This is a genomic window from Nocardia sp. NPDC050435 (genome assembly GCF_040655395.1).
Classification (GTDB): domain Bacteria; phylum Actinomycetota; class Actinomycetes; order Mycobacteriales; family Mycobacteriaceae; genus Nocardia.
Genome location: NZ_JBFAJW010000005.1, coordinates 268,168 through 295,112 on the forward strand (window position 1 = coordinate 268,168; position 26,945 = coordinate 295,112).

The following is a 26,945-nucleotide window of genomic DNA, read 5'->3' on the forward strand; positions in this document are numbered from 1 at the left end:
TCAAGAAGATACCCATGAGGTGGACCAAATTAGCGGCTCCCCGCCGAGCCTGTCAACCCCCGATTACGATCTCCCAATTTCGAGAGCGATTGCCCCGGTGAGCAGTTCACGGGCCCGCTCCAAACTCAGGGACCCGCTGTGCCACCGCTCACTCAGCCCCTCGACCAGCACCGTGAGCCGCTCCGCACTCGCCGCGGCATCGGGCGGGCCATCGCCCCGCACCGCCCGGATCAGCGCCTCGATATCGCGGTTCCAGGATTCGGTGGTCGAACGCAGCGGACCCCGCAGATCGCTGTTGAAGACCGCGCTCGCCCGCAGCTCACCCCAGGCGACGCTGGTCTCCCGGGCGTGCTCGGTGTCCTGGAGCTCGAGCAGCAGCACGGCCTCGAGCTGCGCGCGCGGATCCGCGCTGCCGAACGCCTGGTCGGTGTAGACCTGGGCGCGGTGATTGATGTGCTCGAGCGCGGCCGCCAGAATGCCCGCCCGATCCTTGAAGTGGTAATAGATCAGCGCCGTCGAGACACCCGCCGCGGCGGCGAGTTTGTCGACCCGCAGGCCGCGCACCCCGTCCTGGGCGATGACCCGGACGGCGGCTTCGAGGATCTGGAATTGACGATCGGACACGATTCCTCACAGTAGGGTGCGCGGCGGGCAGCGGGTTCGCCCGGCCGGGTCAGGCGGCGGGTTCCTGCTGGGTGGTGCAGTGGATACCGCCGCCGCCGGCGGCGATGCCGTCGATGTTGATCTGCACGATCTCGCGGCCCGGGAACAGCCGCCGCAGGGTGTCGCGGGCGGCCGAATCGGTGCGCGGATCACCGAATTCCGGCGCGATGACCGCGCCGTTGCAGACGTAGAAGTTGATGTATCCGGCGGCGAAATCGTCGTCGGCGAAGGTTTCGCGCACCGTGTCCGGGCCCTCGAGCACCTCGACCCGCAGCGGCCGTCCGTGCACGTCGGTGGCCGAGTGCAGGATGTCCAGGTGGCGGCGGGTGACGTCGTAGTCGAAGGAATCCGGGTCGTTGTCCAGGCCCGCGACGACCACGCCCGGCGCCGTGAACCGCGCGTAGAAATCGGTGTGCCCGTCGGTGATGTCCTGCCCGGCGATGCCGGGCAGCCAGATCACCTTCTCGATGCCGAGCAGGTAGGCCAGCTCGTCCTCGACCTCGTGCTTCTTCCAGCCCGGATTGCGATTGTTGTTGAGCACGCAGCTCTCGGTGATCAGGGCGGTGCCCTCGCCGTCGACCTCGATTCCGCCGCCTTCGAGCACCAGATCGGTGCGCAGCCGCTCGACCCCGGCGCGCTCGGTCACGATCCGCGCGACCTCGGCGTCGTCGCGATGGCGCTGCTTGTCGCCCCAGCCGTTGAAGTTGAAGTCGACGCCCGCGCGCCCGTTCGCGCCGCGCACGAACACCGGGCCGGTGTCGCGCATCCAGAGATCGTCGATCGCCGCCGGGATCAATTCGACGTTCGCGCCCGCGGTGAGGCGGCGCGCCAGCTCCATCTCCTCGGGCCGGACCAGCATGGACACGGGTTCGAAGCGGGCGATGGTGGCGGCGATGGTGGCCAGATTGCGCTGCACCTCGGGGACCAGCTCGGCACCCCAGATGCGCTCGGCGGCGCCGAAGGCCATCCAGGTGCGCGCGTGCGGATCGCCCTCCTCGGGCATCAGCCACTGCTCGCCGTCGGCGTGCGCGCCGCGGGAACCGGTGTTCGCCGCCGACGGATCCGATCCGCCGCAGGCGCTGAGCAGCAGCCCGCCGATCGCGGTCATCGAAGTCTGTACGAACGAGCGCCGCCGCATTCTTGTCTCCTCTGTTCGGGGTGCCGTAGGCCCAGACTAGATCCTGACTGAATTTTTAGTCAAACCATGAAACGCGGATCACAGCAGGTCATCGGTCATGGCGAAATTCAGGCGGCGCTCGCCGGAGCGCGGTAGCGGCCGGGCGCCACGCCGTGCTGGCGCTTGAACGCGGCGGCGAAGGCGTACTCGGAGGAGTAGCCAACCCGGTCCGCCACCACGGCCAGGGTGACGCTGGTATCGTGCAGCAGGCGCGCGGCCGTGGTGAGCCGCCACCAGGACAGGTAGGACAGGGGAGCGCGGCCGGTGAGCGCGGTGAAACGCCGGGCGAGCGTCGCGCGCGACATGCCCGCCGTCGCGGCCAGCTCGGCGACGGTCCACGGCCGGGCGATGTCCTCGTGCATGGCGCGCAGCACGGCCGCGATGCCCGGATCCCGCAGGGCCGCCGCCCAGCCGGTCGCCGGATGTTCCGCGGCGGCGAGCCAGGTGCGCAGGATCAACAGCAGCAGCACGTCGAGGAGCGCCACCACGGTGCTGCCGCTGCCGGGCAGGTCGTCGCGCAGCTCGGCGGCCAGCAATTCGACGGTCGCGCGCAGTGCGGCGTCCTCGCCGAGACGGGCCGGCAGGTGCAGGACCTCGGGCAGGCCGTCCAGCAGCGGGTGCGAGCGGGCCGGATCGAGTTGGTAAGCGCCGCAGAGCAATACCGTGCCGGGATCGCCGGGTGGCGCGGACAGTGCGTGCCCGGTGCCGTGTGCGAGGAACGCCACGTCCCCGACCCGCAGCGGGACGGGTGCGCCGTGGTCGGGAGTGAGCAGGCAGGACCCGCCCAGGACGATGTGGAACCCCGCCCCGGGGGCGGCCGGGAACTGATCGTGCCAAGGCGCGGTGCGATGCGTGTGCGAGGAGTGCGGCACGCCGACCCGCATCGCGGCGATCACGTCACTCAGCACATCCACGAGAACCATGATGGCACAGCGCTCGTGCTCGAGAGTCTCACGTATCTAGTTGAGCTACTGCATCATTGGTCGACTCACTGCCCTCGCCTACGTTGAGTTCATGACGAAAACCACCCTCGCCGTGTACGGCGCGAGCGGCTTCCAGGGCGAGCTCGTGCTCGCCGAAATCGCCCGCCGCGGAATCGATTGCGTTCCGGTCGGCCGCGACATCGGCAAGCTCGAAGCCGCCGTCCGCCGGCTTACCGCCACCCCATCCACGTCGGGCATGCTCGACGCCTCGGCGGCACCTGTCCGCACACCGCGCGTCGCCGCCGTCACCGACCACGCCGCCCTGGTGGCCGCGTTCCAGGGTGTGGACGTGGTGATCAACTGCGCGGGACCGTTCACGCCGACCGGCGATCGAGTCGTCGCGGCCGCGCTCGCGGCAGGCGCGCACTACGTCGACACCTGCGGCGAGCAGCTGGTCCTCCAGCACGTGTACGAGAAGTATGCCGCCGCAGCGGAATCCGCCGGTGTGACGGTGGTGCCCGCCGCCACCGACGGCGGCGTCCCGGGCGACCTGCTCGCCCACCTGCTCGGGCAGCGCCTGGGCCCGCTCGACGAACTCACCTCGGTGCACCGCTTCGGCGGTGACGCCGCGATGTCGCGCGGATCGCTGCGCACCATGCTCGGCGTCGCCCCCACCATGGTCGACGGCGGCCTGGCCTACCTCGACAAGGCCTGGCGGCCCGGACCTTTCGACCCGCCCGCGCGGGTGCCGCTGCCCGGCGAGACCGAACCCGTCGCGCTGGTGTCCTTCCCGCTCCAAGAGGTGGTCTCCGTGCCGCGGCACCTGCCGGTGCGCACGGTGCGCGGCGCGGTGGAGGAGTCGACCCGCGCCCTGTTCGCGACCCCGCTCACCGACGACATGATCGCGGCCCTGCCGGTCGGCCCGGACCCGGCGCGGCGCGCGGCGGGCACCTGGACCATCGTGCTCGACGCGGTCGCGGTGGACGGCCGCCGGGCCCGCGGCGTGGTGTCCGGCGTCGACACCTACGGCACCACCGCCCGCACCGCGGTGGGCGCGGCCGTCCGCCTGGCCGCGGGCCCGGCCGCCGCCGGGGTGCTGGCGCCGGCGCAGGCCTTCGACGCGGCCGAGTTCCTGGCCGAACTCGCCTCCTCCGGCGTGCGGTGGAGCATCGAGGAGCGCTGACTACCGCTTGCCGTCGGCCGGGTACTTGTAGAAGCCCTCACCGGTCGCGATGCCCAGTTTGCCCTTGTCGATGTAGTTTTCCTTCAACCAGGCCGCGAGCTGCTGCTCCTTCTCGCCGCCCGCCGCGAGGATGTTGTACGGGGTCTCGAGGCCGATGATGTCGAGACTCTGCAACGGCCCGGCGTTGGACTTGGTCCCGATCCGCCAGGTGCGGTCCACGTCGGCGGGCTCGGCGTAACCGCCCGCGACGAGGGCGAGCCCGGCGTTGAGCCACGGCACGAGCAGGGAGTTGAGAACGTAGCCCGCCTTCTCCTTGTGCAATTCGATCGGCTCCATGCCGATGGCGGACGCGAACTCCACCACGGCCTTGGTCACCTCGGGGGCGGTCGCGGGCGTGCCCATGATCTCGGCGGTGTTGTGGATCCAGATCAGGTTCGCGAAATGCAGCGCCAGGAACCGGTCGGGGCGGCCGGTGAAGTCGACGATGTCGCTGGGCAGCAGGGTGGACGAGTTGGTCGCGAAGATGGTGCGCTCCGGGGCGACCTCGCCGAGTTTCTTGTAGGTCTCGCGCTTGAGATCCAGGATCTCGGGCACGGCCTCGATCACCAGATCGGCGTCGGCGACGGCCTCGGCCAGATCCGCGGTGAGCGTGATGCTCTTCGCCACGGCCGCGGCCTTCCCGTCGCCGGCCTCGGGAACGTCCTGCGCGTAGGTGGCGGCGAGTTTCTCGAAGCGCTTCCGCGCGGCTTCGAGGGCTTTGTCGTCGATGTCGTAGCCGGTTACGTCGAAGCCGCGGAACGCGGTCTGGAAAGCGATCTGGGAGCCCAGGACGCCGGTCCCGAGCACGGTCACTCGCCGAATGTCGATCGCCATCGAACTGTCTCCTTCACGGTGGGGGACGCCGAAATCGGCCGGCGCGACATCGGGCCGGCCAGTCGACAGTAGTGCCGCCGCACGGCACCGGGCCGGGCGCGCACTCGCCCGTCCTCGGGGCCGCGACAGCCGCGTCGCGTGAGCTGGTTCACTACGGGCGCGAGCGATGTCGGAGCTACCCCCGCGTACGGGTAAAATCGGTGGTTCTTGTGCTCGATTCGCCGCACAATCGAGCAGCAACCGTCCAGCACCGCTGAATTCGTGAGGAGCCCGTCTGTGATCACCGCGACCGACCTGGAGGTCCGGGCCGGAGTCCGCACCCTGTTGACGGCGCCGGGCCCGGCGCTGCGGGTGCAGGCGGGCGACCGGATCGGTCTCGTCGGGCGCAACGGCGCGGGCAAGACCACGACGCTGCGCATCCTCGCGGGTGAAGGCGAGCCCTACGCCGGAAAGATCCTGCGCTCCAGCGACATCGGCTACCTCCCGCAGGACCCGAAAGAGGGCAACCTGGACGTGCTCGCGCGCGACCGGGTGCTCTCCGCGCGCGGTCTGGACACACTGCTGCACGACATGGAGAAGCAGCAGGCGCTGATGGCCGAGGTCGCCGACGAGAACGAACGCGACAAGGCCGTCCGCAAGTACGGCCGCCTGGAGGAGCGCTTCTCCTCGCTCGGCGGGTACGTCGCCGAGAGCGAAGCCGCGCGCATCTGCAACAGCCTGGGCCTGCCCGATCGCGTGCTCGGGCAGTCGCTGCGCACCCTCTCCGGTGGTCAGCGCCGCCGGATCGAGCTGGCCCGCATCCTGTTCGCCGCCTCCGACGGCAGCGGCGGCCGCTCCGACACGGTGCTGCTGCTGGACGAGCCGACCAACCACCTCGACGCCGACTCCATCACCTGGCTGCGCGGTTTCCTGCAGAGCCACGACGGCGGCCTGATCGTGATCAGCCACGACGTGGAACTGCTCGCCGACGTGGTGAACAAGGTCTGGTTCCTGGACGCCGTGCGCGGCGAGGCCGACGTCTACAACATGGGCTGGAAGAAGTACCTCGACGCCCGCGCCACCGACGAGCAGCGCCGCGTCCGCGAGCGCGCCAACGCGGAGAAGAAGGCCAGCGCGCTCAAGGCGCAGGCCGCGAAGCTGGGCGCGAAGGCGACCAAGGCCGCCGCCGCACATCAGATGACCAAGCGTGCCGACAAGCTGATGGCGAGCCTGGACGAGGTCCGGGTCGCCGACAAGGTGGCGCGGATCAAGTTCCCCGAGCCCGCGCCCTGCGGCAAGACGCCGCTCATGGTCAAGGATCTGACCAAGCTGTACGGCTCGCTGGAGATCTTCACCGGCGTGAACTTCGCCATCGACAAGGGCAGCCGCGTGGTCATCCTGGGCCTCAACGGCGCGGGCAAGACGACGATGCTGAAACTGCTGGCTGGCGTGGAGACGCCCACGGCCGGCGGTCTGGAGCCCGGGCGCGGCCTCAAGGTCGGCTACTTCGCCCAGGAGCACGACACCCTGGACGACAACGCCACCGTGTGGGAGAACATCCGCCATGCCTCGCCGGACGCGGGGGAGCAGGAGCTGCGCAGCCTGCTGGGCGCGTTCATGTTCTCCGGTCCGCAACTCGAGCAGCCCGCGGGCACCCTCTCCGGCGGTGAGAAGACCCGCTTGGCGCTGGCCGGGCTGGTCTCCTCCTCGGCCAACGTGCTGCTGCTCGACGAGCCGACCAACAACCTCGACCCGATCTCACGCGAACAGGTGCTCGATGCTCTGCGCACGTACGCCGGCGCGGTCGTCCTGGTGACCCACGATCCGGGCGCGGCGGAGGCGTTGTCGCCGGAGCGGGTCATTTTACTGCCGGATGGCACGGAGGATCACTGGTCCGCCGAATACTTGGAACTTATTCAGCTTGCGTGATTTTCATCACAAACACCCGTTGATCACGGCCGCATAGTTGCTTAGCCTGGAATGACGCGCTGCTCGGCGACTCGGAGGAAGCCATGAGCGATCGGCAATCAGGCAAGTCCACATTGGGTAAGGGCACACGCGTCACGGGTAAGTCACGTGACCGTCTGCAATCCCAACTCAAGAAGCAGTACGAGGCGGGTGCCAGCATCCGGTCATTGGCGCGGGCGACGGGGCGCTCCTACGGCTTCATCCACAATGTGCTGGTGGAGTCGCACGTGCAGCTCCGCAGCCGCGGCGGCGCCAATCGGCGCAAGGCGCAATAGCGGTCAGTACCCCGGAACGGTTCCCTCGCCCTCGACCAGCAGGTTGGCGAGGCTGCGGAACATCGGCAGGCCCGTCTTGATCTCCAAGTACGCGAACTGGCCCTGTGGGTTGACCTCGAGGAAGTAGTACTCGCCATCGAGGCCGAGCCGCAGGTCCAGAACGCCGAAACTCAGGCCCAGCGCGCCCATAAGGGTGGCCAGAGACTTGCTGACCGAGGCGGGCAGCTGTTCCCGGCTGAACTCGACCGAGGTGTCGAGGCGGGAATCGACCCGGCCGACCCCGGCCTGGGAATCGATGCGGACCGACCACTCCACCCCGTCCACCCAGACGACGCGCAGATCGCAGTCGGCGTCGATGTAGTCCTGGAACGTGGTGGGCGCGGATCGGATGCCCGCGAGCTTCGGGAAATCCGCCCGGGTGATGATCCGGGTCTCGGCGAACTCGCCGCGCCCGGTCCCCGTGCGTTTGTAAACCACTGCGCCCGGCCGGGATTCGGCGAAGCTGCGGGCTTCGTCGGGGTCGTTGGTGATCAGCGTCTCCGGCACCGCGAACCCGGCCCGCAGTGCGGTCTCCAACTGCACGATCTTGCGGCCGGCCGTGCGGTCGGCGCCGGGGTCGTTGATCCAGGCCGCCGGAATGGACCAGAGCAGACCCTGGAGAAAGCCGTCGCACTCGGCCTGCCGGAACGCGTCGTCGGAGGCGCGCACGCCGGCGGGGACGCGTGCCGGATGCGGGCGCCGCCACCACACCGAGCGGACGTCGTCCAGCCCGAGCACGTGCGACATCGAGCGTGCGGTGCCGTCGCGGTCGAGGCGGAAACTGCCGGACTCGCGCGGGAAGTCACGCAGGTCGAGATGAATCGGGTTCAGGCCGTGGTGGTCTCGCAACGTCGCCGCCATCGCGGTGGCGTGCAGATCGTCGGTTTCGGAGACGATGAGGACCGAACCGGGGCGGCGCGCCACCATGGCGGGTCAGTCGAGACTGTCGCAGCTGATGCCGTCGTCGTTGCCGTCGTGCGATTTGGTCTGGCAGTAGGTGAAGGTCGCACCGTTGCCGCGGGCCACATCGACGAGTTGCAGCCGATCGGCCCAGGACGTCGTGAGTTGTTGCAGCAGTTCGTCTCCCAGCGCCTGCGACGGCTCGGCGGCGAGCGTCATCGGCCGGTCGACCAGATCGACGCGCAGGCGGCGGGTGAAGTCGGCCAGGGCGCCGGGGCGGATGTCCACCAGGACCGAATCGCCCGCGTGCGCCGGCGCGTCCGGGGTGGTCGAATCACGCATCCGCAGGACATCCGCGCGGCGGAAGGTCCAGGTGCCCTCGTCGACGCGGACACTGACATCGCGGGCCGATTCCGCCACGAGAACGCCTTGGAGCGCGGGAACGCGGTCGCCAGACGGCCGGGAACCTGGGGAGTGGATTGCGTCGGTCATCGGGTGCTCTCCGATCTGCTCGCGATTTGCCAGGGCCCCTAGCGGGAACTGGATCATAACGCGGGCGACTCCCCGTCCGGCCCGGATCGAAAGATTTCACGGCCGGTGGCAAACCGGGTTGCGGGTCCGGATGGCTTGCGCCGAAAGATTTTCGGTAACAAACCCGAGGGCATACGGCAACCTGGGAGTTATTTCCGTATGGAAAATTGCCGTCGCGAATTGCCCGGAATTGGCGGTGATTTCGGGAGCGGGTGTGTTATTAGAGCCCGAACAGCTCCGGCTGCTCGGCGATGGTGCGGAAACGCTCGCGCGGGTCGGCGACCAGCTTGCGCGCGGTCAGGTCCATCACTCCGCCGGTCACGGTCACCTCGGCGGCGACCGTGCCGTCGATTTTGCGGATCTCCTGCCGCATCCGGAAGACCTTGCCCTCGCCCCAGAGGAATTCGCAGGTCACGGTGACTTCGTCGCCGCTGCGCAGTTCCCGCAGATATTTGATGTTGTTTTCCAGGACCACCGGGGCGAAGCCGGTGGCCAGGAGTTTGTCCTGCCCCACGCCCGCAGCCCGCAGCATTTCCCAGCGGGCATGCTCGGCGTACTGCAGATAGACGGCCTGATTCAGGTGGCCCAGGCTGTCGAGCTCGTAACCGCGCACGGTGATCGGGACAGAGAAGGTCATGTATTGGCGAACCTTTTCCGGATCCGGATTTGTTCCCGTTCGCGGTGATATCTGGGCCACAATCCCGGGCTGTCGCTCTTACCCCCGGTGGGCGTTGCGCTCGGCCCACCAGGCGGGCGCGTCGACGAAGTGGTTGTCGAATTCCTCCTGTGCCGCGGCCAGGTCCTCGAACCCGGCCTCGCCCTTGCCGATCCGGTCCAGCAGGCGGAAGTACTCGAAGCGTTCGACGCCCGGCATGAGCGCGATCAGGAGGCGAACCGAGCTGTCCGGGGTAGCACCGAAGGCGTGCGGCATGAATTTGGGCACCACGAGCGAGCCGCCCGCGCCCACGGTGACGATCTCGTCCCCGGCGAGCACCTGGAGTTCGCCGTCCGCGACGTAGAACAACTCGTCGGATTTCGTGTGGAAATGCGGTGCGGCGCCGTCCGCGCCGGGCGTCAGGGTGACCTCCAAAGTGCTGACCGCGCCGCCGGTTTCGTTCGAGTCGATCAGCAGGCGGACGCGGACGTTCGGGTTGGCGAGGGTTTCGGCGTCCTGTGGGTGGCGGATGACGGCGGGGCGGGCGGCGAGAGTGCTCACGAGGATCTCCAAATGATTCGCTACTTGATAGTTCGCTACCGAACTATATATGAGCGAATAGAATCCTGTCCATGGGTGCAGCGAAGCAGGATCCGGTCGACCTCATCACCGCGCAGTGGCGGCGCGAACGACCGGATCTGGATCTGGAGGCGATGGCGATCCTGGGCCGGCTCGGCCGCCTGCTCACCCTGGCCATGCCGAAGATCGAGGCCGTGTTCACCGCGCACGGCCTGCAGCGCGGCGAGTTCGATGTCCTTGCGGCGCTGCGCCGTTCGGGCGAGCCGTTCGAGCTCAACCCCTCCGTCATCGCCGACACGCTGATGCTGTCGCGCGCGGGCATGACCGGGCGGCTGGATCGCCTGGAGTCCGCGGGCCTGGTCCGGCGCGCCGCCGACGGGGTCGACCGGCGCGCGATCCGCGTAGCGCTGACCGAGGCCGGTCGGGAGTTGATCGACCGGGTCGTCGCCGAGCATGTCGAAAATGAAACCCGGCTGCTCGCCGTGCTTTCCGCCCGGGATCGCGGCGAACTCGACCGCATCGCGCGGGCCCTGTTGGCCAGCCTGGAGCCGGATGCCTAGGGCGCGGCGCTGGGATCCTCCGGCTCCGCGGCGATCCGGGCCTCGGGTCTGCCGCCGCGTCCGAGAACCAGATCGGCCAGGCGGGAAAGGGATTCGAGGTTGCGCGGCGCGAGCAGGGCGGCCTGCCCCAGGCCGGGCAGCATCCGGCCGGGCCCGCCGCTGACGGTCTCGGTCATCCGGATCTCGGTGTAGCCCTCGCCGACGAGCTCCAGGCGGATCGCGGCCGTCCCGAACGGCCAGGCGCGGGCCTCCAGTTCCAGGAGCCGGGGCGGCTCCACCACTCGTACCACGGTGGTGTCGTTGATCGTCAGCGGCCACGGGCCGACGCTGTGATGGATGCGGGTGCCCACCTCGGGCCAGCCCGGATCGACCGCGCGGATGTGCGAGGCGCCCACCACCCAGTTCGGATACATCCAGCCGTCGGCCAGGATCTCGAACACCTGCTCCGCCGGGGCGTTGACCACGTACCGGACTTCGACCATCGGCGCACCGCTTTCTGGGCTCGGCCCTCGGCCGCACGGCCGGGGTGTGGATCGTCTACCTCTCCACGGTAGGCCGAAACCTAGCCGCCGTGACCGGGCAGCAGCTCCAGGAAATTCCGGATCAGCGGCCGGTCGTCGTCGCGGCGGTGCGCCACGTAGATCGTGGTGTCGGCGGCGGTGCCGGACAGCGGGATGATGCGCACCGTGGCCGGCGCGGTGAAGGTGGCGCTGCGCGGTGCGATGGTGACGCCGAGTCCCTCGGCGACCAGATACAGCACCGTCGTCCAGGTGTTGCCCTCCTGCACCACCCGCGGCCGGCGGCCCGCCTCCAGCAGCGGGGCGAGGTTCTTGTCGTGCGCGAGCGCGCCCGCGGCCCGTGGGAAGAAGACCAGCGGATGCTCGGCGATCTCGGCCCCGGTGAGCGTCGATCGGCCGGCCTGCGGATGGTCGGCGGGCAGCACGGCGACGAACGGCTCGGTGATCATCGGCGTGGTGACGATGCCGGGCAGCTCGTCCGGGTCCCGCACGAAGGCGGTGTCCAGGGCGCCGTGGCTGAGCTGCTCCATCATCCGGGAGGTGTAGCCCTCCACCAGATCCACCTCGACCAGCGGATAGCGCTCGCGGAACAGCCGCACACCACGCAGCGGCTCCAGCGGCAGCACCGAGGGGACGAAGCCGAGATGCAACCGGCCCTGCCCGCCCTGGCCGACGCGCGCTACCTCCTGTAGATCGCGTGCGGCGTGGCCCAGCACCGAGGTGGCGCGCTCGCGCAGCACCGCGCCCGCGGGCGTCAGTGCGACGCTGCGGGAGGTGCGGTCCAGCAGCCGGGTGCCCAGCAGCGTCTCCAGGCGCTGGATCTGCTGGGTGAGCGCGGGCTGGGCGATGTGCAGGCGGGCGGCGGCGCGGCCGAAGTGCAGTTCGTCCGCGACCGCGAGGAAGTAGCGCAGGTGGCGCAACTCCACGGCGTCATTCATAAGACCATGATATTGATCGAATGGATCAAGTATTGGACGTTATGGTTCGCGGGCGGGCAGGCTGGAGTCGTGTCCTCGCCAGCAGAACCCAAGTCCATTGTCGTGGAACCCATGAGCACGCCCGCGCACGCGCGGGCGTTCAAGGAGATCAGCGAGGAGTGGATCCGCGCCTACTTCACCCTCGAACCCGCCGACTCGCACCTGCTCGATCATCCGGAAGCCGAGATCGTGGCCAAGGGCGGGCAGGTCCTGATCGCCCGCGACGGCGCGGAGATCGTCGGGTGCGGCGCGGTGGTGCCGGAGGGCCACGGGGTCTACGAGATCTCGAAAATGGGCGTCTCGCCACGGCATCGGGGCCGCGGCATCGGGCGGCTCGTGCTCGAGGGCGTGATCGCCTACGCCCGCGCGCAGGGTGCGCGGACCCTGTACCTGGAGAGCAACAAGCGCCTCGCCAACGCGGTGCACCTCTACGAATCGGTGGGCTTCGTGCACGTGCCGCCGGACAGCGTCCGGCACAGCCCGTACACCCGCGCCGACGTCTTCATGAGGTACGACCTGCTCGACTAGCGATGGGCCAGCCGGACCGGGGCGTGCTCCAGTCGATCCGCCCAGCGCGCCCGGCGCTGCGCGGAGGCCCGCAGAAACGCGGCCGCGCGCAGCCGGAGCAAGCCGGGCGGCTGCGGTCGATCGGGCTGGATCGGCGCGCTCGGCCGGGCCGAATTCGCTTGGGCCCGAACTGCGTCGACGGCCAATCGGGTGGCGATGGGTTGCATGGCTAGCCCTTTCCGGATAGTCGGGGCGCCGGGCCGCTGCTGGATCGGATGACCAGCTCGGTGGGCAGCACGACGCGTTCTTCGGTGTAGGAGGGGTCGAGCAGCATGCGCCCGAGCAGTTGTCCCTTGGTGCGGATCGGCTGACGCACGGTGGTCAGCCCGGCGGCTTCGGCGGCGGGGATGTCGTCGAAACCGGTGACCGAGATGTCGCGGCCGGGGGTGAGCCCGCGCCGGCGCAGGGCTTCCAGGACACCCAGGGCGAGTACGTCGCCGCCGGCGGCGATCGCGGTCGGGCGGTCTCGGCGGTCCAGCACCAATTCGGCCGCGGCGATACCGGATTCGATCGAATTGTGGCCGCCGGAGACGACCCGCAGGCGCGCCCCCGGGCCCAGACCTTCCCGGACACCTTGGACGCGCTGCCGCGCATTGCGCCAGAGCAGGGCGGTGTCGGTGATCGCGCCCGGGATGCCCGCGGCGCGGCCGGAGTCGATCACCATCGCGACATCGGTGTGCCCGAGCCGGGCCAGGTACTCACCCACCGCCCGGGTGGCGCCGACCTCGTCGATCACCACGCAGCGGCCCGGAAAATCCTCCTCGGAGTGCGCGAACGGCAACCCGCGGGCGGCGATCACCGCGAGCGCCGGATGGTCCGGATCGACGCAGTAGGCGGCGACCCCGTCCACCACCGCGTTGCGCACGGTCTCGACCGAGTCGCGGATGGCCTCCGCGTCCGCCCCCGGCTCGAAGCGGGGCAGCGGGATCAGCAGCAACCCGGTGCGGGTGCGCTCGGCCACCTCGCTGAGCCCGGCGAGCAGACCCACCGCGAACGGATCGGAAAAAGCGTAAGACAGCTCCTCGGTCAGCAACAGCCCGATCGCCCCCGCCCGCCGCCCCCGCAGCGTCCGAGCCGCGGCATCCGGCCCCGAATAACCCAGCGCGCTCGCCGCCTCGAAAATCCGCTCGCGCAACGAGTTCGAAAGCTGCTCGGGCCTGTTGTAGGCATTCGACACCGTCGACAGCGACACCCCCACCGCATCCGCGACAGCTTTCATGGTCGCCTTGGGAGACATGCCGCTCCATCCCTCTGAATCGTTCTACTAAATCGTTCTAGTAAAACGATACAGAAGCCCATGGCGAGACGCCAGGGCGAATCTGGATGGGAGATTTCGGTGTGGAAGCGGACTACGCGCTGAGCACTTGATGCAAGGAGTCCGCAGTGAGCACCCGCGCGACCCAGCGATCCAACTGCTCGGGACTCGCATTCTCGATAGCCGACACCACGGGTTCGGACAGCGGACCGAATTTCAGTGTCAGCTGCTTGATCAGCACGCCCGCAGTTCCTTCGGCACGTCCCTGAGCCCGTCCCTCGGCGCGGAGCTGTTCGGCTGTCGTCATGATGACCTCTCTCGCGTCGGGGCCGAGTTGGTCGGCGACGGATAACCCCGCCACGGTCGGGCAAACTACCCGTGAACCGGTTGCGACACGCGGGGTTTCGGTGGAGGCCCGGCGGTTCAGTCCTTGCGGCGGACGGAGGCTTCTACGAGATCCAGGACGGCGGAGAGGTTTTCGTTGGTGTGGCCCGAGGCGATGCGGGCGATGAGTCCGTCCAGGACCAGGTCCAGGTAGCCGAGGAGGACGTCGGTGGGGACGTCGTCGCGCAGGGCGCCGGCGGCTTTGCGGCGCTCCAGGCGGGCGAGGGTGGCGGCGGTCAGTTCCGCCGAGCGCTGGGTCCAGCCGGCGCGGAAGTCGGGGTCGGTCCGCAGGCGTCTGGCGATTTCGAGCCGGGTGCCGAGCCAGTTGAACTGCTCGGGGTGGGCGAGCATGTCGCGCATGACCTGCACCAGGCCCTGATTGGCCGCGACATCGGCCATCCGCTCGGCGTCCTCTTGGGCCAGGGCGAAGAACAGCGCGTCCTTGTCCCGGAAGTGGTGGAAAATCGCGCCGCGGGACAGGCCGATGGCCTCTTCCAGGCGGCGCACGGTGGCGCCGTCGTAGCCGTATTCGCCGAAGCAGCGGCGGGCGCCGTCGAGGATCTGGTTGCGCCGGGCGACGAGATGATCATCGCTGACCTTGGGCATGGCGGACTCCTCCGAGCGGAACGGGCAGTACCGAGAGCGTGGAACTGGAGAGGTCCGCGCACCGCACGGAAATGCGGTGCGCGGACCTGTCTTTCAGCGGAGCGGATCCGGGACTAGCCCCGGATCATGTTGCGCAGCACGTACTGCAGGATGCCGCCGTTGCGGTAGTAGTCGGCCTCACCGGGGGTGTCGATCCGGACCACCGCGTCGAAGGTGATCTTCTCACCGTTCTCCTTGGTAGCGGTCACCTTCATGGTCTTCGGAGTCGAACCCTCGTTCAGCTTGGTGATGCCCTCGATGTCGAAGGTCTCGGTGCCGTCCAGCTTCAGCGACGCGGCCGACTCACCGGCCGGGAACTGCAGCGGGACAACGCCCATGCCGATCAGGTTCGAGCGGTGGATGCGCTCGAAGGACTCGACGATGACGGCCTTGACGCCCAGCAGGCTGGTGCCCTTGGCCGCCCAGTCCCGCGAGGAACCCGAGCCGTACTCCTTGCCGCCCAGCACGACCAGCGGGATGCCCGCGGCCTGGTAGTTCTGCGAGGCGTCGTAGATGAAGGCCTGCGGGCCGCCGTCCTGGGTGAAGTCGCGGGTGTAGCCGCCCGAGACGTCGTCCAGCAGCTGGTTGCGCAGCCGGATGTTGGCGAAGGTGCCGCGGATCATCACCTCGTGGTTACCGCGACGCGAGCCCAGGGAGTTGTAGTCCTTGCGCTCCACGCCGTGCGAGTCCAGGTACTGCGCGGCCGGGGTGCCCGGCTTGATCGGACCGGCGGGGGAGATGTGGTCGGTGGTGACCGAGTCGCCCAGCAGCGCCAGCACGCGCGCGCCCTTGATGTCCTCGACCGGGGCCGGCTCCATCTCCATGCCGTCGAAGTACGGCGCCTTGCGGACGTAGGTCGAGTTCTCGTCCCACGCGAAGGTGTCGCCCTCCGGGGTGCTCAGGCCCTGCCAGCGCTCGTCACCCTCGAAGACGGTGGCGTAGGACTTGGTGAACATGTCCCGGCTGATCGCGGACTTGATGGTGTCGTCGATCTCCTGCGGCGACGGCCAGATGTCCTTCAGGAAGACGTCGTTGCCGTCGGTGTCCTGGCCCAGGGCGTCGGTCTCGAAGTCGAAGTCCATGGTGCCCGCGAGCGCGTAGGCGATGACCAGCGGCGGGGAGGCCAGGTAGTTCATCTTCACGTCGGGGGAGATGCGGCCCTCGAAGTTGCGGTTGCCGGAGAGCACCGCGGTGACCGAGAGGTCGTTGTCGTTGATCGCCTTGGAGATCTCCTCCGGCAGCGGACCGGTGTTGCCGATGCAGGTGGTGCAGCCGAAGCCGCCGACGAAGAAGCCCAGCTTCTCCAGGTACGGCCACAGGCCGGCCTTCTCGTAGTAGTCGGCGACGACCTGCGAGCCCGGGGCCATGTTGGTCTTCACCCACGGCTTGGAGGCCAGGCCCTTCTCCACCGCGTTGCGGGCCAGCAGGGCCGCGCCCAGCATGACCGACGGGTTGGAGGTGTTGGTGCAGGAGGTGATGCCCGCGACCACGACGGCGCCGTGATCCAGGACGAAGTCACCGCGCTCCGGGTCGGAGACCTTGACCGGCTTGGACGGACGGCCGACATTGCCGTTGGCGGCCGAGGGCAGCACGGCGTCGTCCTCGGCGAAGGACAGCACGGCCGGGTCGGAGGCCGGGAAGGACTCCTCGATCGCCTCGTCCAGGTTGGTGTGCGGGGTGACCGAGGCCGGGCCGGACTCCGCGTCGTTGGTGTAGTTGTGGATGTCCTTGCGGAACGCGGTCTTGCTGTCCGACAGCAGGATCCGGTCCTGCGGGCGCTTCGGGCCGGCGATGGACGGCACCACGGTGCTCAGATCCAGCTCCAGGTACTCCGAGTACGCGGGCTCCTTGTCCGCGTCGTGCCACAGGCCCTGCTCCTTGGCGTAGGCCTCGACCAGCGCGAGTTGCTCGTCGGACCGGCCGGTCAGGCGCAGGTAGTTGATGGTCTCCTCGTCGATCGGGAAGATCGCCGCGGTGGAACCGAATTCGGGGCTCATGTTGCCCAGGGTGGCGCGGTTGGCCAGCGGCACCTCGGCGACGCCCTTGCCGTAGAACTCGACGAACTTGCCGACCACGCCGTGCTTGCGCAGCATGTCGGTGACGGTGAGCACCACATCGGTGGCGGTGACGCCCGGCTTGATCTCACCGGTCAGCTTGAAGCCGACGACGCGCGGGATCAGCATGGAGACCGGCTGGCCCAGCATGGCGGCCTCGGCCTCGATGCCGCCGACGCCCCAGCCCAGCACGCCCAGGCCGTTGACCATGGTGGTGTGCGAGTCGGTGCCGACGCAGGTGTCGGGGTAGGCCTGGCCGTTGCGGACCATCACGGTCGGGGCGAGGTATTCGATGTTGACCTGGTGCACGATGCCGACGCCCGGCGGGACGACCTTGAAGTCGTCGAAGGCGCCCTGGCCCCAGCGCAGGAACTGGTAGCGCTCGCCGTTGCGCTGGTACTCCAGGTCGACGTTGCGCTCGAGGGCGTCGGCGCGGCCGAAGACGTCGAGGATGACCGAGTGGTCGATGACCATGTCGGCGGGGGAGAGCGGGTTGACCTTGCTCGGGTCGCCGCCCAGGGTGGTGACGGCCTCGCGCATGGTGGCGAGGTCGACGATGCAGGGCACGCCGGTGAAGTCCTGCATGATCACGCGGGCGGGGGTGAACTGGATCTCGGTGTCCGGCTCGGCGGAGGGATCCCAGTTGGCGATCGCGCGGACGTGGTCGGCGGTGATGTTCGCGCCGTCCTCGGTGCGTAGCAGGTTCTCGGCGAGGACCTTCAGGGCGTAGGGGAGTTTTTCGGTGCCCGGCACGGCCGAGAGACGGAAGATCTCGTAGGAGTTGCTTCCGACCTCGAGGGTGCCCTTGGCGCCGAAAGTATCGATACTCTTCGTCACGTCAGCTCCACTCGTCTGTGAGGGTGGCCGTCGGCGGGGCTGTGCCGTCGGCCTACGTTTCCGGAGGATTGCAGCCCCGTCAGGTGCTGTTCCTCGCTTGCCTGATCCTAACAGTACGCTTGTCCTGTGAAACGCCGGGGGCGGCGAGCTGAGCAAGGGGGCGGCCGGATAGCGGGCGTCGAGCCGCGAATGCGACACTCCCTCGCGTACTGTGCTTTCGAGCTATTCGGGGTGAGTGCACCCCTTAGTGATGGATGCCCGTCGCCTCGCCTGCCGATGCGGCTCGACAGACCGGATGGAAGATGACCGTCTCGCACACCTCGGTTTTCACGCCCATGGCCGCGGAGCTGCCGCCGCCTGTCACCGAGAAGACCATCAGGAACACAATCATTCCTGATCTTGCGGACGATCACGTGGCCAATCTGACGACCAAACCCATGCCGCAGCTCGCGAGCATCGCCGCCGAGGCCCGATCGCAGGGCATCGAGCTCAGCATCGTCGTCGTTCCCGGCAATCCCGGACACGACTCGAGCCTACGTGACCTGGCCACCGAGGTCGGCAAGGCCGAGCAGGGCACCGTCGTGGTCTTCAGCGACGACTGGGTGGGCACCTACAGCGATTCGATCAGCCGGGTCCGGCTGGAGTGGGCCGAGGATGCCGCGAAGTACAAGGGCGGCGGGCACACCACCGAGGCGGCGCAGATCTTCACCCACCGGCTGGCGACCGGGGACGGGCTGTCCTGGACCGCCATCACCGGCGTGTTGCTGGCGGGCACCGTGTTGGCCGTGGGTGGCCTCTATCTGGTGAAGTCGCGGCGGCGCCGGGCCGATTCCGGGCCCGAATTGCCGGTGTCCGGTTCTTCCGGTTCCTGATTATCCGAACGGTCGGTCCGTTTACTGCGAGATAACCGATTTCGGGGTTTGCTAGCGCGCTGACCTGCGCTAATTACATCGCTGTGATTCTGTTACTAGAGTTTCTTTAGTGACTGAAGTGTCGTACGGTTCCTGTGAGCTCAAGACCGCCAGGCTGGATTTCGGATCCATGGAGGTGCGATGCGCAGGAACGGCGACCCCGCCCGCCGACGCCCGGTTTCGGTCGCCCTCGGGTTGCTGATGTGTGCGATCGTGGTCGCCACGGCCGGCCCCGCCGGTGCCGCGCCGCCCGCGCCGCCCAACCCGAGCGACGGTCAGATCGCCGAGGCGGGCGCGCAGGTGGACGCCCGCGTCGGTGAGGTCGGCGCCCTGATCAACGAGGTCGCCGGGGTCGAAGCGCAGTTGCGGGAACTGGACGCGGCGGTGGCGGCCAGACGGGAAGCCGTCAACAAGGCGCTCGTCGACCTGCAGATCGCCCGCGAAGCCGCCGACGCGGCCGCCGCCCGCGTCCGTCAGACCCAGGACGAACTGTCGGCCGCCGCAAGCGAAGTCGACGCGGCCCGGACGAACTTCGACAGTTTCGCCACCCAGGCCTACACTCGGCCGGGCATGAACTCGATGCTTTCGCACCTCAGCGCCCGCAGCCCCGGTGACGCCATCGACAGATCCCAGATCATCGGCCTGGTCACCAAGAACAAGCAGCAGCTGCTCACCGAGCTGCGCCGCGCCCAGATCGATCTCGGCAACAAGAATTCCAGTGCCCGCCAGGCGAAAGCGGAGGCCGACGCCGCCGCGGCCGCCGCCGAACAGAAGAAGGCCGAGGCCGAAGCGGCCGTCGCCGCCGCCAAAGCCGAACTGGAGCAGCAGACCGCACGGCGCGAGCAGTTGCAGCGCGACCACGCCGCCGCCCAATCCCGCCTGGAGGCCGCGCGCGCCAATGTCGCGGGGCTGCAAGGCCAGCGCGAAGCGTTCATCGCGTGGGACGACCGCCGCAAAGCCGAGGAAGCCGCGATGCGCCAGGCCGCCGCGGCCGCGCGCGACCGCGCCGGCACCGACCAGGACGCCCAGGACCGCGCCGCCGCCCTCGCCGACGGCCGTCGCCCGCACACCTCGCTCGACGACGACGGCACGCCCCGTCGCAGCAAGACCCGGCCCAGTTCGCCCTCGGTCACCGGGGCCGCCGCCATCGAGATCGTGGTCGACCGCGCCCTGTCCCAGCTCGGCGTCATCTACGCCTGGGGCGGCGGCGACGAGAACGGCCCCACCCTCGGCATCCGGGACGGCGGCGTCGCCGACGCGCACGGCGATTTCGAGAAGATCGGCTTCGACTGCTCGGGCCTGATGATCTACGCCTTCGCCGGCGTCGGCCTCTCCCTGCCGCACTACAGCGGCTACCAGTACACGATGGGCACCCGCGTCCCCGTCGACCAGCGCCAGCGCGGCGACATGCTCTTCTGGGGCGCCAACGGATCCGCGCACGTCGCCCTCTACCTCGGTGACGGTCAAATGGTCGAGGCCCCCGAATCCGGTGATGTCGTCAAGGTGACCTCGGTCCGCGAGGGCGGCATCATGCCCTACGCCGTCCGCCTCATCGACTGAGGTGCGGCTCGAGCCGAGCGAAGCTCCGCGATGAAATATCGCATGTGAGATTGCAGCGCGCCGTGGCGGTTTCGATATTTACGAGAAATCTCAGAGGTGATATTTTCTCGCTCGTGGGCACGGAAAACCGGCAAGTTGATCAGCTCGAGCAGATCGGACGACTCGTTCGCGAGTCCCGGAAGTCGCGAGGCTGGACTCAAACGCAATTGGCTTCGGCGCTGGGTACCTCGCAGAGCGCGGTCAACCGGATCGAACGCGGCCATCAGAACGTCAGTCTGGAAATGCTCGCGCGGGTCGGCCGGGCGCTGGACACCGAACTCGTCTCCGTCGGGCAGGCCACCGGCCCAACGCATTTGCGGATCGTCGGCGGCCGGCCCCTGTCGGGATCGATCACGGTCAACACCAGTAAGAATGCCAGCGTCTCCCTGCTCTGCGCGGCACTGCTGAACGCGGGACGCACCGTGCTGCGCCGGGTCGCGCGCATCGAGGAGGTCAACCGGCTGGTTGAGGTGCTGCGCAGCATCGGGGTCGGTGTCGAATGGCTCGGCGACAATGGTGATCTCGAGATCATCCCGCCGCCCACGCTCGATCTGGAGTCGATGGACGTCGAAGCCGCCCGGCGCACCCGCAGCATCATCATGTTCCTCGGCCCGCTCAGCCACGACTACGACGGATTCGACCTGCCCTACGCGGGTGGCTGCGCTCTGGGCACGCGCACCGTCGAACCGCACCTGGCGGCGTTGCGGCCCTTCGGAATCGATATCGACGCCACCGACGGCAGCTACCACGTTCAGGCTGCCCAGCGCCGGACGCCGGCCAGACCGATCGTGCTCGTCGAGCGCGGAGACACCGTGACCGAGAACGCGCTGCTGGCCGCCGCGCGACGCGACGGGACGACTGTCATCCGAAACGCGAGCTCCAACTACATGGTTCAGGATCTCTGCTTCTTCCTGGCCGAGCTCGGCGTCGGGGTCGAGGGAATCGGCACCACCACGCTGACCGTCCACGGCCGGCCGCACATCGATGTCGACGTCGACTACGCGCCGTCCGAGGATCCGATCGAAGCCATGAGCCTGATCGCGGCCGGCGTCGCGACCGGATCGACGCTCGAAATCCGGCGCGTGCCGATCGAATTCATGGAAGTAGAACTCGCGCTGCTGGAACACATGCGGCAGGAATTCGACCTGTCCGGCGAATACGCCGCCGAGAACGGTCACACCCGCCTGGTCGACATCACGGTCCGGCCCTCACGCCTGCGTGCGCCGCGAGACAAGGTGCACCCCATGCCCTTTCCCGGCCTCAACATCGACAACCTGCCCTTCTTCGCCCTCATCGCGGCCATGGCCGAGGGCAAGACCCTCGTTCACGACTGGGTGTACGAGAACCGCGCGATCTATCTCACCGAACTCACCAAACTGGGAGCGTCCATCACGCTGCTCGACCCGCACCGCGTGTACGTCGAGGGCCCCACCCACTGGTCCGCCGCGGAGGTCATCTGCCCGCCGGCACTCCGGCCCGCGGTGGTCATCCTGCTCGCGATGCTCGCCGCGAAAGGCACGTCGGTGCTGCGCAACATCTACGTGATCAACCGGGGATACGAGCAACTCGCCGAACGTCTCGAACGTCTGGGCGCGCAGATCGAGACGTTCCGGGACCACTGATCAGTCGGTGGTGGGGTCGCGGCGGGTGAGGCGGTAGGCGCCGAGGAGGAGGAGGGCGGTGGCGAGGAGGGCGAAGTAGAGCAGGGCTCCGTTGGGGGTGCCGAAGGCGGGTTTGCTGGTGGGGTATTGGCCGGCGCCGAGTTCGCCGTTCTTGAAGGGCATCCAGCGTTGGACCTGGTTGGCGATCTTCACCGGGAGCATGGCGGAGAAGGTTTCGATGCCGAACTTCCAGAGCAGGACCGTGCCGAGGACGACGCCGGGGCGGGGGACGAGGGCGGCGAGGCCGAGGCCGAGGGCGGTGACGAAGAAGGCGAATGTCGGCAGCGCCCAGAGCAGGCGGAGACCGGCGGCGGAAGTGAGGTCGACCCGGCCCCACACCTCGGGGAACACGCGCGGGAAGAGCCCGAGCAGGATGAGGACGGTGAACAGGGTGGTCGCGGCCGCGATCAGGCCGTAGACGATCTGCTTCGCGGCCGGCAGCAGCCAGCGCCGGGGCTGCGCGCTGTAGACCAAATGCACTGTCGCGTACTTGAACTCGTTGCTGAGCGAGGTGACGCCCGCGGACATCAGGATGATCGTGGAGAAGATCATCACCCAGTAGCCGGCGTTGTTGGTGTCCATGCCGCCGCCACCGTTGACCTTGTTCATCTGGGTGGCGATGGCCAGGCTCGCGTTCACGGCGACCGGCAGCAGCACCGCGATCGGCACCACGGCCAGCCAGACGGGGCTGCGCCAGGACAGCTTCGCGAACTCGCTGGCGACCGCGCGGCCCAGTTCCTTTGCCGCGCTCACAGTTCCGCCTCCTGGTATTCGACGCTGCCGCGGGTGACCGCCAGATACGCCGACTCGAGCCGCCGCGGACCCGAGCCGAGCGCCAGGGTCGCGTCCCGGTCGGCGTCGGAGAGGATCCGGCCGCGGCCCATGATGACGATCCGGTCGGCGGTGATCTCCACCTCGGTGAGATTGTGCGAGGCCACCAGCAGGGTGCGGCCCTGCGCGGCCAACCCGGTGAGCAGTTCACGCAGCCACAGGATGCCGTCGACGTCGAGGCCGTTGTCCGGCTCGTCCAGGACCAGGGTGCGCGGGTCGCCCAGCAGGGCGGTCGCGATGCCGAGCCGCTGCAGCATGCCGAGCGAGAACCGGCCGACCTGGCGGCCGGCCACCTCGGCCAAGCCGACGCGCGCGAGCACCGGCCCGATCTCGGCGGCGGGGATGCCGCCCAGGCGGGCCTGCCATTTCAGGTGCTGCGTCGCCGTGTGCCGGGGATGGCGGGCGAAGGTGTCGAGGTTGAAGCGCACCTCGCGCATCGGGTGCGCGAGGCGGCGCAGCGGCCGGCCGTTGATTTCCACGGTGCCTTCGTCCGGTGTGGTGAGCCCGGCGATCATGCGCATCGTGGTGGACTTGCCGGCGCCGTTGGGGCCGAGCAGATAGGTGATCGACCCGGCGGGCGCCTCGAAACCGGCCTCGCCGACCGCGACCTTGTCGCCGAATCGCTTGGACAGGCCGGAAACTCGGATCATCGCCGGTCAGTACCCGAAGTTCGGGTCACCGGTGCAGCCGCCCATGGCGTCGCAGGTGGCCTTCCAGTCGACCTTCCACAGGCCGTCCTCGCGAATGTAGGAGTAGGTGGCGCTCGAGGCGGGGAAGCCGGCCATCACGCCGGAGAGGGTGGCGGTCATCCGGTTGCCGGTGATCGTCTTGGACGTCGCGCGGCCCTGGATGGACAGGAAGTCGTAGACGCCGCCCTGGGACAGAATGCCCTGCAGGGCCGGGCCGACCGAGGACCCGCGGTAGCTGACCTCTTCCTTGGCCTTCATCGGCAGGTTCGGGTTCCACAGCGCGCCGAACTGTCCGGCGATCGCGTCCAGCGACGGATCCGCGTCGCGCACATACAGATCGGCGACGACGGCGTCGCGCACCGAACGGTCGGCCAGGGCGGGAGCCGCCGCGCCGACGGTGAGCAGACCGGCCAGTCCGAGGGCAGCGAGCACCCCTGCGATCTTCTTCATGGCATTCCTCCGCGGAATCGGGACGGCCTCTGCCGTCGACCTCCGATAGCGCTCCGAACGCTACATTTTCAGAATAAGGTTAGTCAAACCTAAGTTTGCGAGGTCAGCGCAGGACGGAGATATCCGGGATCGTTTCCGGATGTTCCAGCGCGGTGCCGGCGTCGCCGCGCAGGAACTTGTCGAAGAAGCTCGTCACCACGGTGCGCACCGCGTCGTCGGCCCGCGCGGGCGCGATCGGGCCGATCAGCGGAGCGCCGTTCAGAGACATCGGGCTGGGGATCAGCTGGTTCAGGTCGGTGAATTCCATGTGCGCGGAATCCCGCAGCATCAACTGGGACTTCCAGCCCCGGGCGTGCCGCAGCATCGCCTCGAACGCCTCGCGCCCGGCTCCGCTGTCGACCGTCTGCGCGCTGCGCAGGATCAGCAAAGGTTGGCGCACGCCCTCGGTGCCGGACCGGCCCCAGTCGTCGCTGTCCGGGATGGCGCCGTCCATATCGATGACCGCGTCGATGCGCGGGTCCAGGGCCGCCGCTTCGACGGCGGTGATGCCGCCCAGGGAATGGCCGAAGGCTCCGAGCCGCGTGAGGTCGAGGGCTGTTCCCAAACCGGCTGGGAGCGGCCGGCTCTGGACATCCGGATCGCCGCCGGCTTGCCAGGCGGTCAGCGCGTCGAGCACGTAGGTCAGGTCGTCGACTTGCAGGTCCCGGCGTCGACCACCCGGCAGGGCGGTGAATTCCGGTGCGGCGCCCGCGATCCGGCCGCCGGGGAACTCGACGGCCGGGGAGTCGCCGGTGTGATCGATGGCGACGACGACATAACCCCCGCTGGCGAGCTCCTCCGCGGTGCCGGTGCCCAGCAATCGCGGCGTGCTCTGCCCCGGCGAATACAGCACGACCGGGAACGACCCGGCCGCCACCGGGGCGTCCTGGTAGGAGTTCGACAGCAGCACCGGCAGCGGCACGCCCACCTGCCGTTCCAGCGCCGGCAGCGCCACCGCCGACAACGCGTGTGCGCGAGGAGCGTTCGTGACATCGGCCGCCGGATAGAACACCGACACCATCAGCTCGCGCTCACTGCCCGCGACGAACGGATCCGGCCGGCCGTGCTGGACCAGATGCATCGTGGAGGTGCCGACCGGCAACGCGCCGCCCGGTGCGGGGAGCACGCTCGGCGCGGGTTCGGCCCAGGCGGTTCCCGCGTGCAGCATCGTCAGCGCCGCGATCACGGCGGTCGATCGACCGAACATATGCTCCCCCAGCTGAATTCCACAGGCGGCCAACGCCTGTCGACGACGGTGACGTTACCGCACGGGGTATCGGCGAGCCGGGCGAGAGCTTCTGTCCGAGCGGCCCGGCCGCCATGGGTCACGCGGGGTAGGCGTGGACCTCGGTGGCTTTGACGGCGGCCCAGAGCCGGGTGCCGAGTTGGAGTTTCAGGTCGGCTACGGCGGCGGGGGTGACGTCGGCGAGGACGGGCGGTGCGCCGTCGAGGCGGACGCGGGTGATGTTGGCGTGCTGTTCGAGGCCGTTGACGGTGACCGGCCAGGAGTTGCGGGGGCTGCCGGAGGGCTGGGTGGGGTGCAGGCTGACCGCGGAGGGGGGAAAGGCGACGAAGACGGGGCCGGTGGCGGTGGCGCCGGTGGTGAGGTGGCCGCCGGTGTCGAGGGCGACGGTCGCACCGGTGGCGGTGCCGCGAAAGAGGTTCAGGCCGACGAGGTTCGCGACGTAGTCGGAGCGGGGGCGCCGGGCGACCTCGGTGGGCGGGCCCTGCTGGACGATGCGGCCCTGCTCCAGGATGACGAGCCGGTCGGCCAGCACCATGGCGTCGAGGGGGTCGTGGGTGACCAGGACGATGTGGCCGGGGTAGTCGCGCAGATGGTGGGCCAGATCGGCGCGGACCTGCAGGCGGGTGCTGGCGTCTAGGGCGGCCAGGGGTTCGTCGAGCAGCAGGAGCTGCGGGTCGGTGGCCAGAGCGCGGGCCAGGGCCACGCGCTGGGCTTGACCGCCGGACAGGGCGCGGGGCGTGGCCTGGGCGAACTCGGCGAGGCCGACGCGCTCCAGCCAGGTCGCGGCCCGGGCGCGCGCCTCGCCGCGCCCGACGCCGCGGGCGCGCAACCCGAACGCGACGTTCTCCAGCGCCGAAAGATGCTGGAACAGCAGATAATCCTGGAACACCACGCCGACGCGGCGGCGCTCGGCCGCGACGAAGGTCGCCGGGGGCGCGTCCCACACCTGCTCGCCGACCGCGATGCGGCCGCCGGTGAGCGGCAGCAGCCCGGCCAGCGCGCGCAGCGCGGTGCTCTTGCCCGCGCCGTTGGGGCCGAGTAGCGCCACCACCTCCCCGGGCTCGGCGGTGAGCTCGAGGTCGAGCGCGAAACGATCGCGCTCGACCCGTAATTCGGCGCGCAGCGTCATACCGTGGTTCCTCGAATCCAGCGTTCTCGCAGCGAGACCAGCACCCCGACCGAGACCAGCAGCAGCACCAGGCTGAGCACGATCGCCGCGTCGGGATCGGTTTCCAGCGCCAGGTAGACCGCGAGCGGCATGGTGGTCGTGGTGCCGGGGAAGTTTCCGGCGAAGGTGATGGTCGCGCCGAATTCGCCGAGGGCGCGCGCCCAGCAGAGCACCGATCCGGCGATCACGCCGGGCAGCACCGAGGGCAGCGTGACCCGGCGGAAGATGTACCAGGGGCTCGCGCCCAGCGTGGCGGCCGCTTCCTCGTAGCGGGTGTCGGCGGCGCGCAGCGCGCCCTCGACCGAGATCACCAGAAACGGCATGGCGACAAAGGCTTCCGCGATGACCACGCCCGGCGTGGTGAACGGCAGTGCGACGCCGAACCAGTCGTAGAGGTATTGCCCGATCAGCCCGCGTCGCCCGAACACCAGCAGCAGCGCGACGCCGCCGACCACCGGCGGCAGCACCAGCGGCACGGTGACCAGGGCGCGCATCAGGCCGCGCCCGGGCAGGTCCGCGCGGGCCAGCAGCCAGGCCAGCGGGATGCCGAGCACCAGGCAGATGACCGTCGCGAGCGTCGCGCACACCAGCGAAAGGCGCAGCGCCGTACCGACTTCGGCGCTGAACAGGCGGTCGGTGAGCGTCGGCCAGGGCGCGCGCACCAGCAACCCGATCAGCGGCACGACGAGGAACGCCAGCGCGCACAGGGCGGGCAGCACCAGGACGAGTGGTCGTCGTCCCGATGCCGCCCGCCGCCGCGTCTTCACCCGCGCACCGTGCGCCGCGTCGTCATCCGCGCACCGTGGCCG

Annotated in this window: 30 protein-coding genes; 8 read left to right on the plus strand and 22 right to left on the minus strand. The window is 69.2% G+C overall.

What is annotated here, in order from left to right; genetic code table 11:
* Positions 1–63: 63 nt before the first annotated feature.
* The 3 genes from AB0I43_RS17180 to AB0I43_RS17190 all read right to left on the minus strand — a co-directional run bounded on the left by AB0I43_RS17180 (position 64) and on the right by AB0I43_RS17190 (position 2,754).
* Positions 64–624 (minus strand): TetR/AcrR family transcriptional regulator, encoded by a 561-nt coding sequence (locus AB0I43_RS17180; RefSeq protein WP_356978389.1) that lies wholly within the window; start codon positions 622–624, stop codon positions 64–66.
* A gap of 49 nt (positions 625–673) precedes the next feature.
* Positions 674–1,801, minus strand: a complete 1,128-nt coding sequence (locus AB0I43_RS17185) for an agmatine deiminase family protein (protein ID WP_356978387.1) — start codon at positions 1,799–1,801, stop codon at positions 674–676.
* Positions 1,802–1,908: 107 nt separating this feature from the next.
* A complete protein-coding gene (locus tag AB0I43_RS17190) occupies positions 1,909–2,754 on the minus strand; it encodes an AraC family transcriptional regulator (protein WP_357432442.1) in 846 nt (281 codons plus the stop codon).
* A 100-nt stretch (positions 2,755–2,854) separates the two neighbouring features.
* Between AB0I43_RS17190 and AB0I43_RS17195 the strand changes: the two genes are divergently transcribed.
* Positions 2,855–3,946, plus strand: coding sequence for a saccharopine dehydrogenase NADP-binding domain-containing protein (locus AB0I43_RS17195; protein WP_356978383.1), 1,092 nt, complete (start codon positions 2,855–2,857; stop codon positions 3,944–3,946).
* Here the strand turns inward: AB0I43_RS17195 and AB0I43_RS17200 are convergent, their stop codons facing one another.
* Complete coding sequence (locus AB0I43_RS17200; RefSeq protein ID WP_356978381.1) at positions 3,947–4,819, minus strand: 3-hydroxyacyl-CoA dehydrogenase; 873 nt, start codon at positions 4,817–4,819, stop codon at positions 3,947–3,949.
* A 276-nt stretch (positions 4,820–5,095) separates the two neighbouring features.
* On the opposite strand from AB0I43_RS17200, the gene AB0I43_RS17205 reads away from it, so the two are divergent.
* Complete coding sequence (locus tag AB0I43_RS17205) at positions 5,096–6,727, plus strand: ABC-F family ATP-binding cassette domain-containing protein (protein ID WP_356978379.1); 1,632 nt, start codon at positions 5,096–5,098, stop codon at positions 6,725–6,727.
* Positions 6,728–6,810: 83 nt separating this feature from the next.
* The gene (locus AB0I43_RS17210; RefSeq protein WP_356978377.1) at positions 6,811–7,041 is read left to right on the plus strand and encodes a helix-turn-helix domain-containing protein; all 231 of its coding nucleotides are present in this window, start codon (positions 6,811–6,813) and stop codon (positions 7,039–7,041) included.
* A gap of 3 nt (positions 7,042–7,044) precedes the next feature.
* On the opposite strand, the gene AB0I43_RS17215 is transcribed toward AB0I43_RS17210, so the two are convergent.
* The 4 genes from AB0I43_RS17215 to AB0I43_RS17230 all read right to left on the minus strand — a co-directional run bounded on the left by AB0I43_RS17215 (position 7,045) and on the right by AB0I43_RS17230 (position 9,640).
* Positions 7,045–8,007 (minus strand): hypothetical protein, encoded by a 963-nt coding sequence (locus AB0I43_RS17215; protein ID WP_356978375.1) that lies wholly within the window; start codon positions 8,005–8,007, stop codon positions 7,045–7,047.
* Between the two features lie 6 nt (positions 8,008–8,013).
* Positions 8,014–8,400: a hypothetical protein gene (locus AB0I43_RS17220; protein ID WP_356978373.1), complete on the minus strand. Its 387-nt coding sequence runs from the start codon at positions 8,398–8,400 to the stop codon at positions 8,014–8,016.
* A 331-nt stretch (positions 8,401–8,731) separates the two neighbouring features.
* Positions 8,732–9,148 carry an acyl-CoA thioesterase gene (locus tag AB0I43_RS17225; protein WP_356978372.1) on the minus strand — a complete coding sequence of 139 codons (417 nt, stop codon included), beginning with the start codon at positions 9,146–9,148 and terminating at the stop codon, positions 8,732–8,734.
* Positions 9,149–9,226: 78 nt separating this feature from the next.
* Positions 9,227–9,640 carry a cupin domain-containing protein gene (locus AB0I43_RS17230; protein WP_356978560.1) on the minus strand — a complete coding sequence of 138 codons (414 nt, stop codon included), beginning with the start codon at positions 9,638–9,640 and terminating at the stop codon, positions 9,227–9,229.
* A gap of 158 nt (positions 9,641–9,798) precedes the next feature.
* On the opposite strand from AB0I43_RS17230, the gene AB0I43_RS17235 reads away from it, so the two are divergent.
* The gene (locus AB0I43_RS17235) at positions 9,799–10,305 is read left to right on the plus strand and encodes a MarR family transcriptional regulator (protein ID WP_356978371.1); all 507 of its coding nucleotides are present in this window, start codon (positions 9,799–9,801) and stop codon (positions 10,303–10,305) included.
* On the opposite strand, the gene AB0I43_RS17240 is transcribed toward AB0I43_RS17235, so the two are convergent.
* Both AB0I43_RS17240 and AB0I43_RS17245 read right to left on the minus strand, forming a co-directional pair.
* Positions 10,302–10,787 carry an SRPBCC family protein gene (locus tag AB0I43_RS17240; RefSeq protein WP_356978369.1) on the minus strand — a complete coding sequence of 162 codons (486 nt, stop codon included), beginning with the start codon at positions 10,785–10,787 and terminating at the stop codon, positions 10,302–10,304. The two genes, AB0I43_RS17235 and AB0I43_RS17240, sit on opposite strands and share 4 nt — an antisense overlap.
* An 80-nt stretch (positions 10,788–10,867) precedes the next feature.
* A complete protein-coding gene (locus AB0I43_RS17245; protein ID WP_356978367.1) occupies positions 10,868–11,761 on the minus strand; it encodes a LysR substrate-binding domain-containing protein in 894 nt (297 codons plus the stop codon).
* Between the two features lie 69 nt (positions 11,762–11,830).
* Here AB0I43_RS17245 and AB0I43_RS17250 point away from each other — a divergent pair, with 69 nt between their 5' ends.
* Positions 11,831–12,328: a GNAT family N-acetyltransferase gene (locus tag AB0I43_RS17250; RefSeq protein WP_356978365.1), complete on the plus strand. Its 498-nt coding sequence runs from the start codon at positions 11,831–11,833 to the stop codon at positions 12,326–12,328.
* Here the strand turns inward: AB0I43_RS17250 and AB0I43_RS17255 are convergent.
* The 6 genes from AB0I43_RS17255 to AB0I43_RS17280 all read right to left on the minus strand — a co-directional run bounded on the left by AB0I43_RS17255 (position 12,325) and on the right by AB0I43_RS17280 (position 17,933).
* Complete coding sequence (locus AB0I43_RS17255) at positions 12,325–12,534, minus strand: hypothetical protein (protein ID WP_356978363.1); 210 nt, start codon at positions 12,532–12,534, stop codon at positions 12,325–12,327. The two genes, AB0I43_RS17250 and AB0I43_RS17255, sit on opposite strands and share 4 nt — an antisense overlap.
* Positions 12,535–12,536: 2 nt before the next feature.
* A complete protein-coding gene (locus AB0I43_RS17260) occupies positions 12,537–13,604 on the minus strand; it encodes a LacI family DNA-binding transcriptional regulator (protein WP_356978361.1) in 1,068 nt (355 codons plus the stop codon).
* 112 nt (positions 13,605–13,716) lie between these two features.
* Positions 13,717–13,929, minus strand: coding sequence for a DUF4351 domain-containing protein (locus AB0I43_RS17265; RefSeq protein ID WP_356978359.1), 213 nt, complete (start codon positions 13,927–13,929; stop codon positions 13,717–13,719).
* A gap of 116 nt (positions 13,930–14,045) precedes the next feature.
* Entirely contained in the window at positions 14,046–14,612 is a 567-nt protein-coding gene (locus AB0I43_RS17270) for a TetR/AcrR family transcriptional regulator (protein ID WP_209891591.1), read from the minus strand.
* Positions 14,613–14,725: 113 nt separating this feature from the next.
* On the minus strand, positions 14,726–17,542 hold the full coding sequence (locus AB0I43_RS17275; RefSeq protein WP_356978357.1) for an aconitate hydratase: 2,817 nt from the start codon (positions 17,540–17,542) through the stop codon (positions 14,726–14,728).
* A gap of 244 nt (positions 17,543–17,786) precedes the next feature.
* Positions 17,787–17,933: a hypothetical protein gene (locus AB0I43_RS17280; RefSeq protein WP_356978355.1), complete on the minus strand. Its 147-nt coding sequence runs from the start codon at positions 17,931–17,933 to the stop codon at positions 17,787–17,789.
* Between the two features lie 22 nt (positions 17,934–17,955).
* Here AB0I43_RS17280 and AB0I43_RS17285 point away from each other — a divergent pair, with 22 nt between their 5' ends.
* The 3 genes from AB0I43_RS17285 to AB0I43_RS17295 all read left to right on the plus strand — a co-directional run bounded on the left by AB0I43_RS17285 (position 17,956) and on the right by AB0I43_RS17295 (position 21,674).
* Positions 17,956–18,414 (plus strand): DUF6676 family protein, encoded by a 459-nt coding sequence (locus tag AB0I43_RS17285; RefSeq protein WP_356978353.1) that lies wholly within the window; start codon positions 17,956–17,958, stop codon positions 18,412–18,414.
* Positions 18,415–18,594: 180 nt separating this feature from the next.
* Entirely contained in the window at positions 18,595–20,013 is a 1,419-nt protein-coding gene (locus tag AB0I43_RS17290; RefSeq protein WP_356978351.1) for an NlpC/P60 family protein, read from the plus strand.
* 113 nt (positions 20,014–20,126) lie between these two features.
* Positions 20,127–21,674, plus strand: a complete 1,548-nt coding sequence (locus AB0I43_RS17295; protein ID WP_357432443.1) for a UDP-N-acetylglucosamine 1-carboxyvinyltransferase — start codon at positions 20,127–20,129, stop codon at positions 21,672–21,674.
* Here AB0I43_RS17295 and AB0I43_RS17300 read toward each other — a convergent pair whose 3' ends face one another.
* From AB0I43_RS17300 to modB, 6 genes are all read right to left on the minus strand, one after another.
* The gene (locus AB0I43_RS17300; RefSeq protein ID WP_356978349.1) at positions 21,675–22,466 is read right to left on the minus strand and encodes an ABC transporter permease; all 792 of its coding nucleotides are present in this window, start codon (positions 22,464–22,466) and stop codon (positions 21,675–21,677) included.
* Complete coding sequence (locus tag AB0I43_RS17305; RefSeq protein WP_356978348.1) at positions 22,463–23,194, minus strand: ATP-binding cassette domain-containing protein; 732 nt, start codon at positions 23,192–23,194, stop codon at positions 22,463–22,465. Before AB0I43_RS17305 ends, AB0I43_RS17300 begins: the two co-directional genes overlap by 4 nt.
* A 6-nt stretch (positions 23,195–23,200) precedes the next feature.
* Entirely contained in the window at positions 23,201–23,683 is a 483-nt protein-coding gene (locus AB0I43_RS17310) for a hypothetical protein (RefSeq protein WP_356978347.1), read from the minus strand.
* Between the two features lie 103 nt (positions 23,684–23,786).
* Positions 23,787–24,929 carry a hypothetical protein gene (locus AB0I43_RS17315; RefSeq protein ID WP_356978345.1) on the minus strand — a complete coding sequence of 381 codons (1,143 nt, stop codon included), beginning with the start codon at positions 24,927–24,929 and terminating at the stop codon, positions 23,787–23,789.
* Between the two features lie 118 nt (positions 24,930–25,047).
* Positions 25,048–26,097, minus strand: coding sequence for an ABC transporter ATP-binding protein (locus AB0I43_RS17320; RefSeq protein ID WP_356978343.1), 1,050 nt, complete (start codon positions 26,095–26,097; stop codon positions 25,048–25,050).
* A complete protein-coding gene (gene modB / locus AB0I43_RS17325) occupies positions 26,094–26,903 on the minus strand; it encodes a molybdate ABC transporter permease subunit (protein WP_356978342.1) in 810 nt (269 codons plus the stop codon). Before modB ends, AB0I43_RS17320 begins: the two co-directional genes overlap by 4 nt.
* Positions 26,904–26,945 lie beyond the last annotated feature (42 nt).

What these genes read in the sequence shown, in the direction of transcription:
- AB0I43_RS17185 (WP_356978387.1), bottom strand. Translation starts at nt 1,801, where the DNA reads ATGCGGCGGCGCTCGTTCGTACAGACTTCGATGACCGCGATCGGCGGG.
- AB0I43_RS17280 (WP_356978355.1), bottom strand. Translation starts at nt 17,933, where the DNA reads ATGATTGTGTTCCTGATGGTCTTCTCGGTGACAGGCGGCGGCAGCTCC.
- AB0I43_RS17315 (WP_356978345.1), bottom strand. Translation starts at nt 24,929, where the DNA reads ATGTTCGGTCGATCGACCGCCGTGATCGCGGCGCTGACGATGCTGCAC.
- AB0I43_RS17270 (WP_209891591.1), bottom strand. Translation starts at nt 14,612, where the DNA reads ATGCCCAAGGTCAGCGATGATCATCTCGTCGCCCGGCGCAACCAGATC.
- AB0I43_RS17260 (WP_356978361.1), bottom strand. Translation starts at nt 13,604, where the DNA reads ATGTCTCCCAAGGCGACCATGAAAGCTGTCGCGGATGCGGTGGGGGTG.
- AB0I43_RS17210 (WP_356978377.1), top strand. Translation starts at nt 6,811, where the DNA reads ATGAGCGATCGGCAATCAGGCAAGTCCACATTGGGTAAGGGCACACGC.
- AB0I43_RS17305 (WP_356978348.1), bottom strand. Translation starts at nt 23,194, where the DNA reads ATGATCCGAGTTTCCGGCCTGTCCAAGCGATTCGGCGACAAGGTCGCG.
- AB0I43_RS17320 (WP_356978343.1), bottom strand. Translation starts at nt 26,097, where the DNA reads ATGACGCTGCGCGCCGAATTACGGGTCGAGCGCGATCGTTTCGCGCTC.
- AB0I43_RS17225 (WP_356978372.1), bottom strand. Translation starts at nt 9,148, where the DNA reads ATGACCTTCTCTGTCCCGATCACCGTGCGCGGTTACGAGCTCGACAGC.
- AB0I43_RS17240 (WP_356978369.1), bottom strand. Translation starts at nt 10,787, where the DNA reads ATGGTCGAAGTCCGGTACGTGGTCAACGCCCCGGCGGAGCAGGTGTTC.
- AB0I43_RS17265 (WP_356978359.1), bottom strand. Translation starts at nt 13,929, where the DNA reads ATGACGACAGCCGAACAGCTCCGCGCCGAGGGACGGGCTCAGGGACGT.
- AB0I43_RS17215 (WP_356978375.1), bottom strand. Translation starts at nt 8,007, where the DNA reads ATGGTGGCGCGCCGCCCCGGTTCGGTCCTCATCGTCTCCGAAACCGAC.
- AB0I43_RS17200 (WP_356978381.1), bottom strand. Translation starts at nt 4,819, where the DNA reads ATGGCGATCGACATTCGGCGAGTGACCGTGCTCGGGACCGGCGTCCTG.
- AB0I43_RS17245 (WP_356978367.1), bottom strand. Translation starts at nt 11,761, where the DNA reads ATGAATGACGCCGTGGAGTTGCGCCACCTGCGCTACTTCCTCGCGGTC.
- AB0I43_RS17310 (WP_356978347.1), bottom strand. Translation starts at nt 23,683, where the DNA reads ATGAAGAAGATCGCAGGGGTGCTCGCTGCCCTCGGACTGGCCGGTCTG.
- AB0I43_RS17195 (WP_356978383.1), top strand. Translation starts at nt 2,855, where the DNA reads ATGACGAAAACCACCCTCGCCGTGTACGGCGCGAGCGGCTTCCAGGGC.
- AB0I43_RS17255 (WP_356978363.1), bottom strand. Translation starts at nt 12,534, where the DNA reads ATGCAACCCATCGCCACCCGATTGGCCGTCGACGCAGTTCGGGCCCAA.
- AB0I43_RS17235 (WP_356978371.1), top strand. Translation starts at nt 9,799, where the DNA reads ATGGGTGCAGCGAAGCAGGATCCGGTCGACCTCATCACCGCGCAGTGG.
- AB0I43_RS17290 (WP_356978351.1), top strand. Translation starts at nt 18,595, where the DNA reads ATGCGCAGGAACGGCGACCCCGCCCGCCGACGCCCGGTTTCGGTCGCC.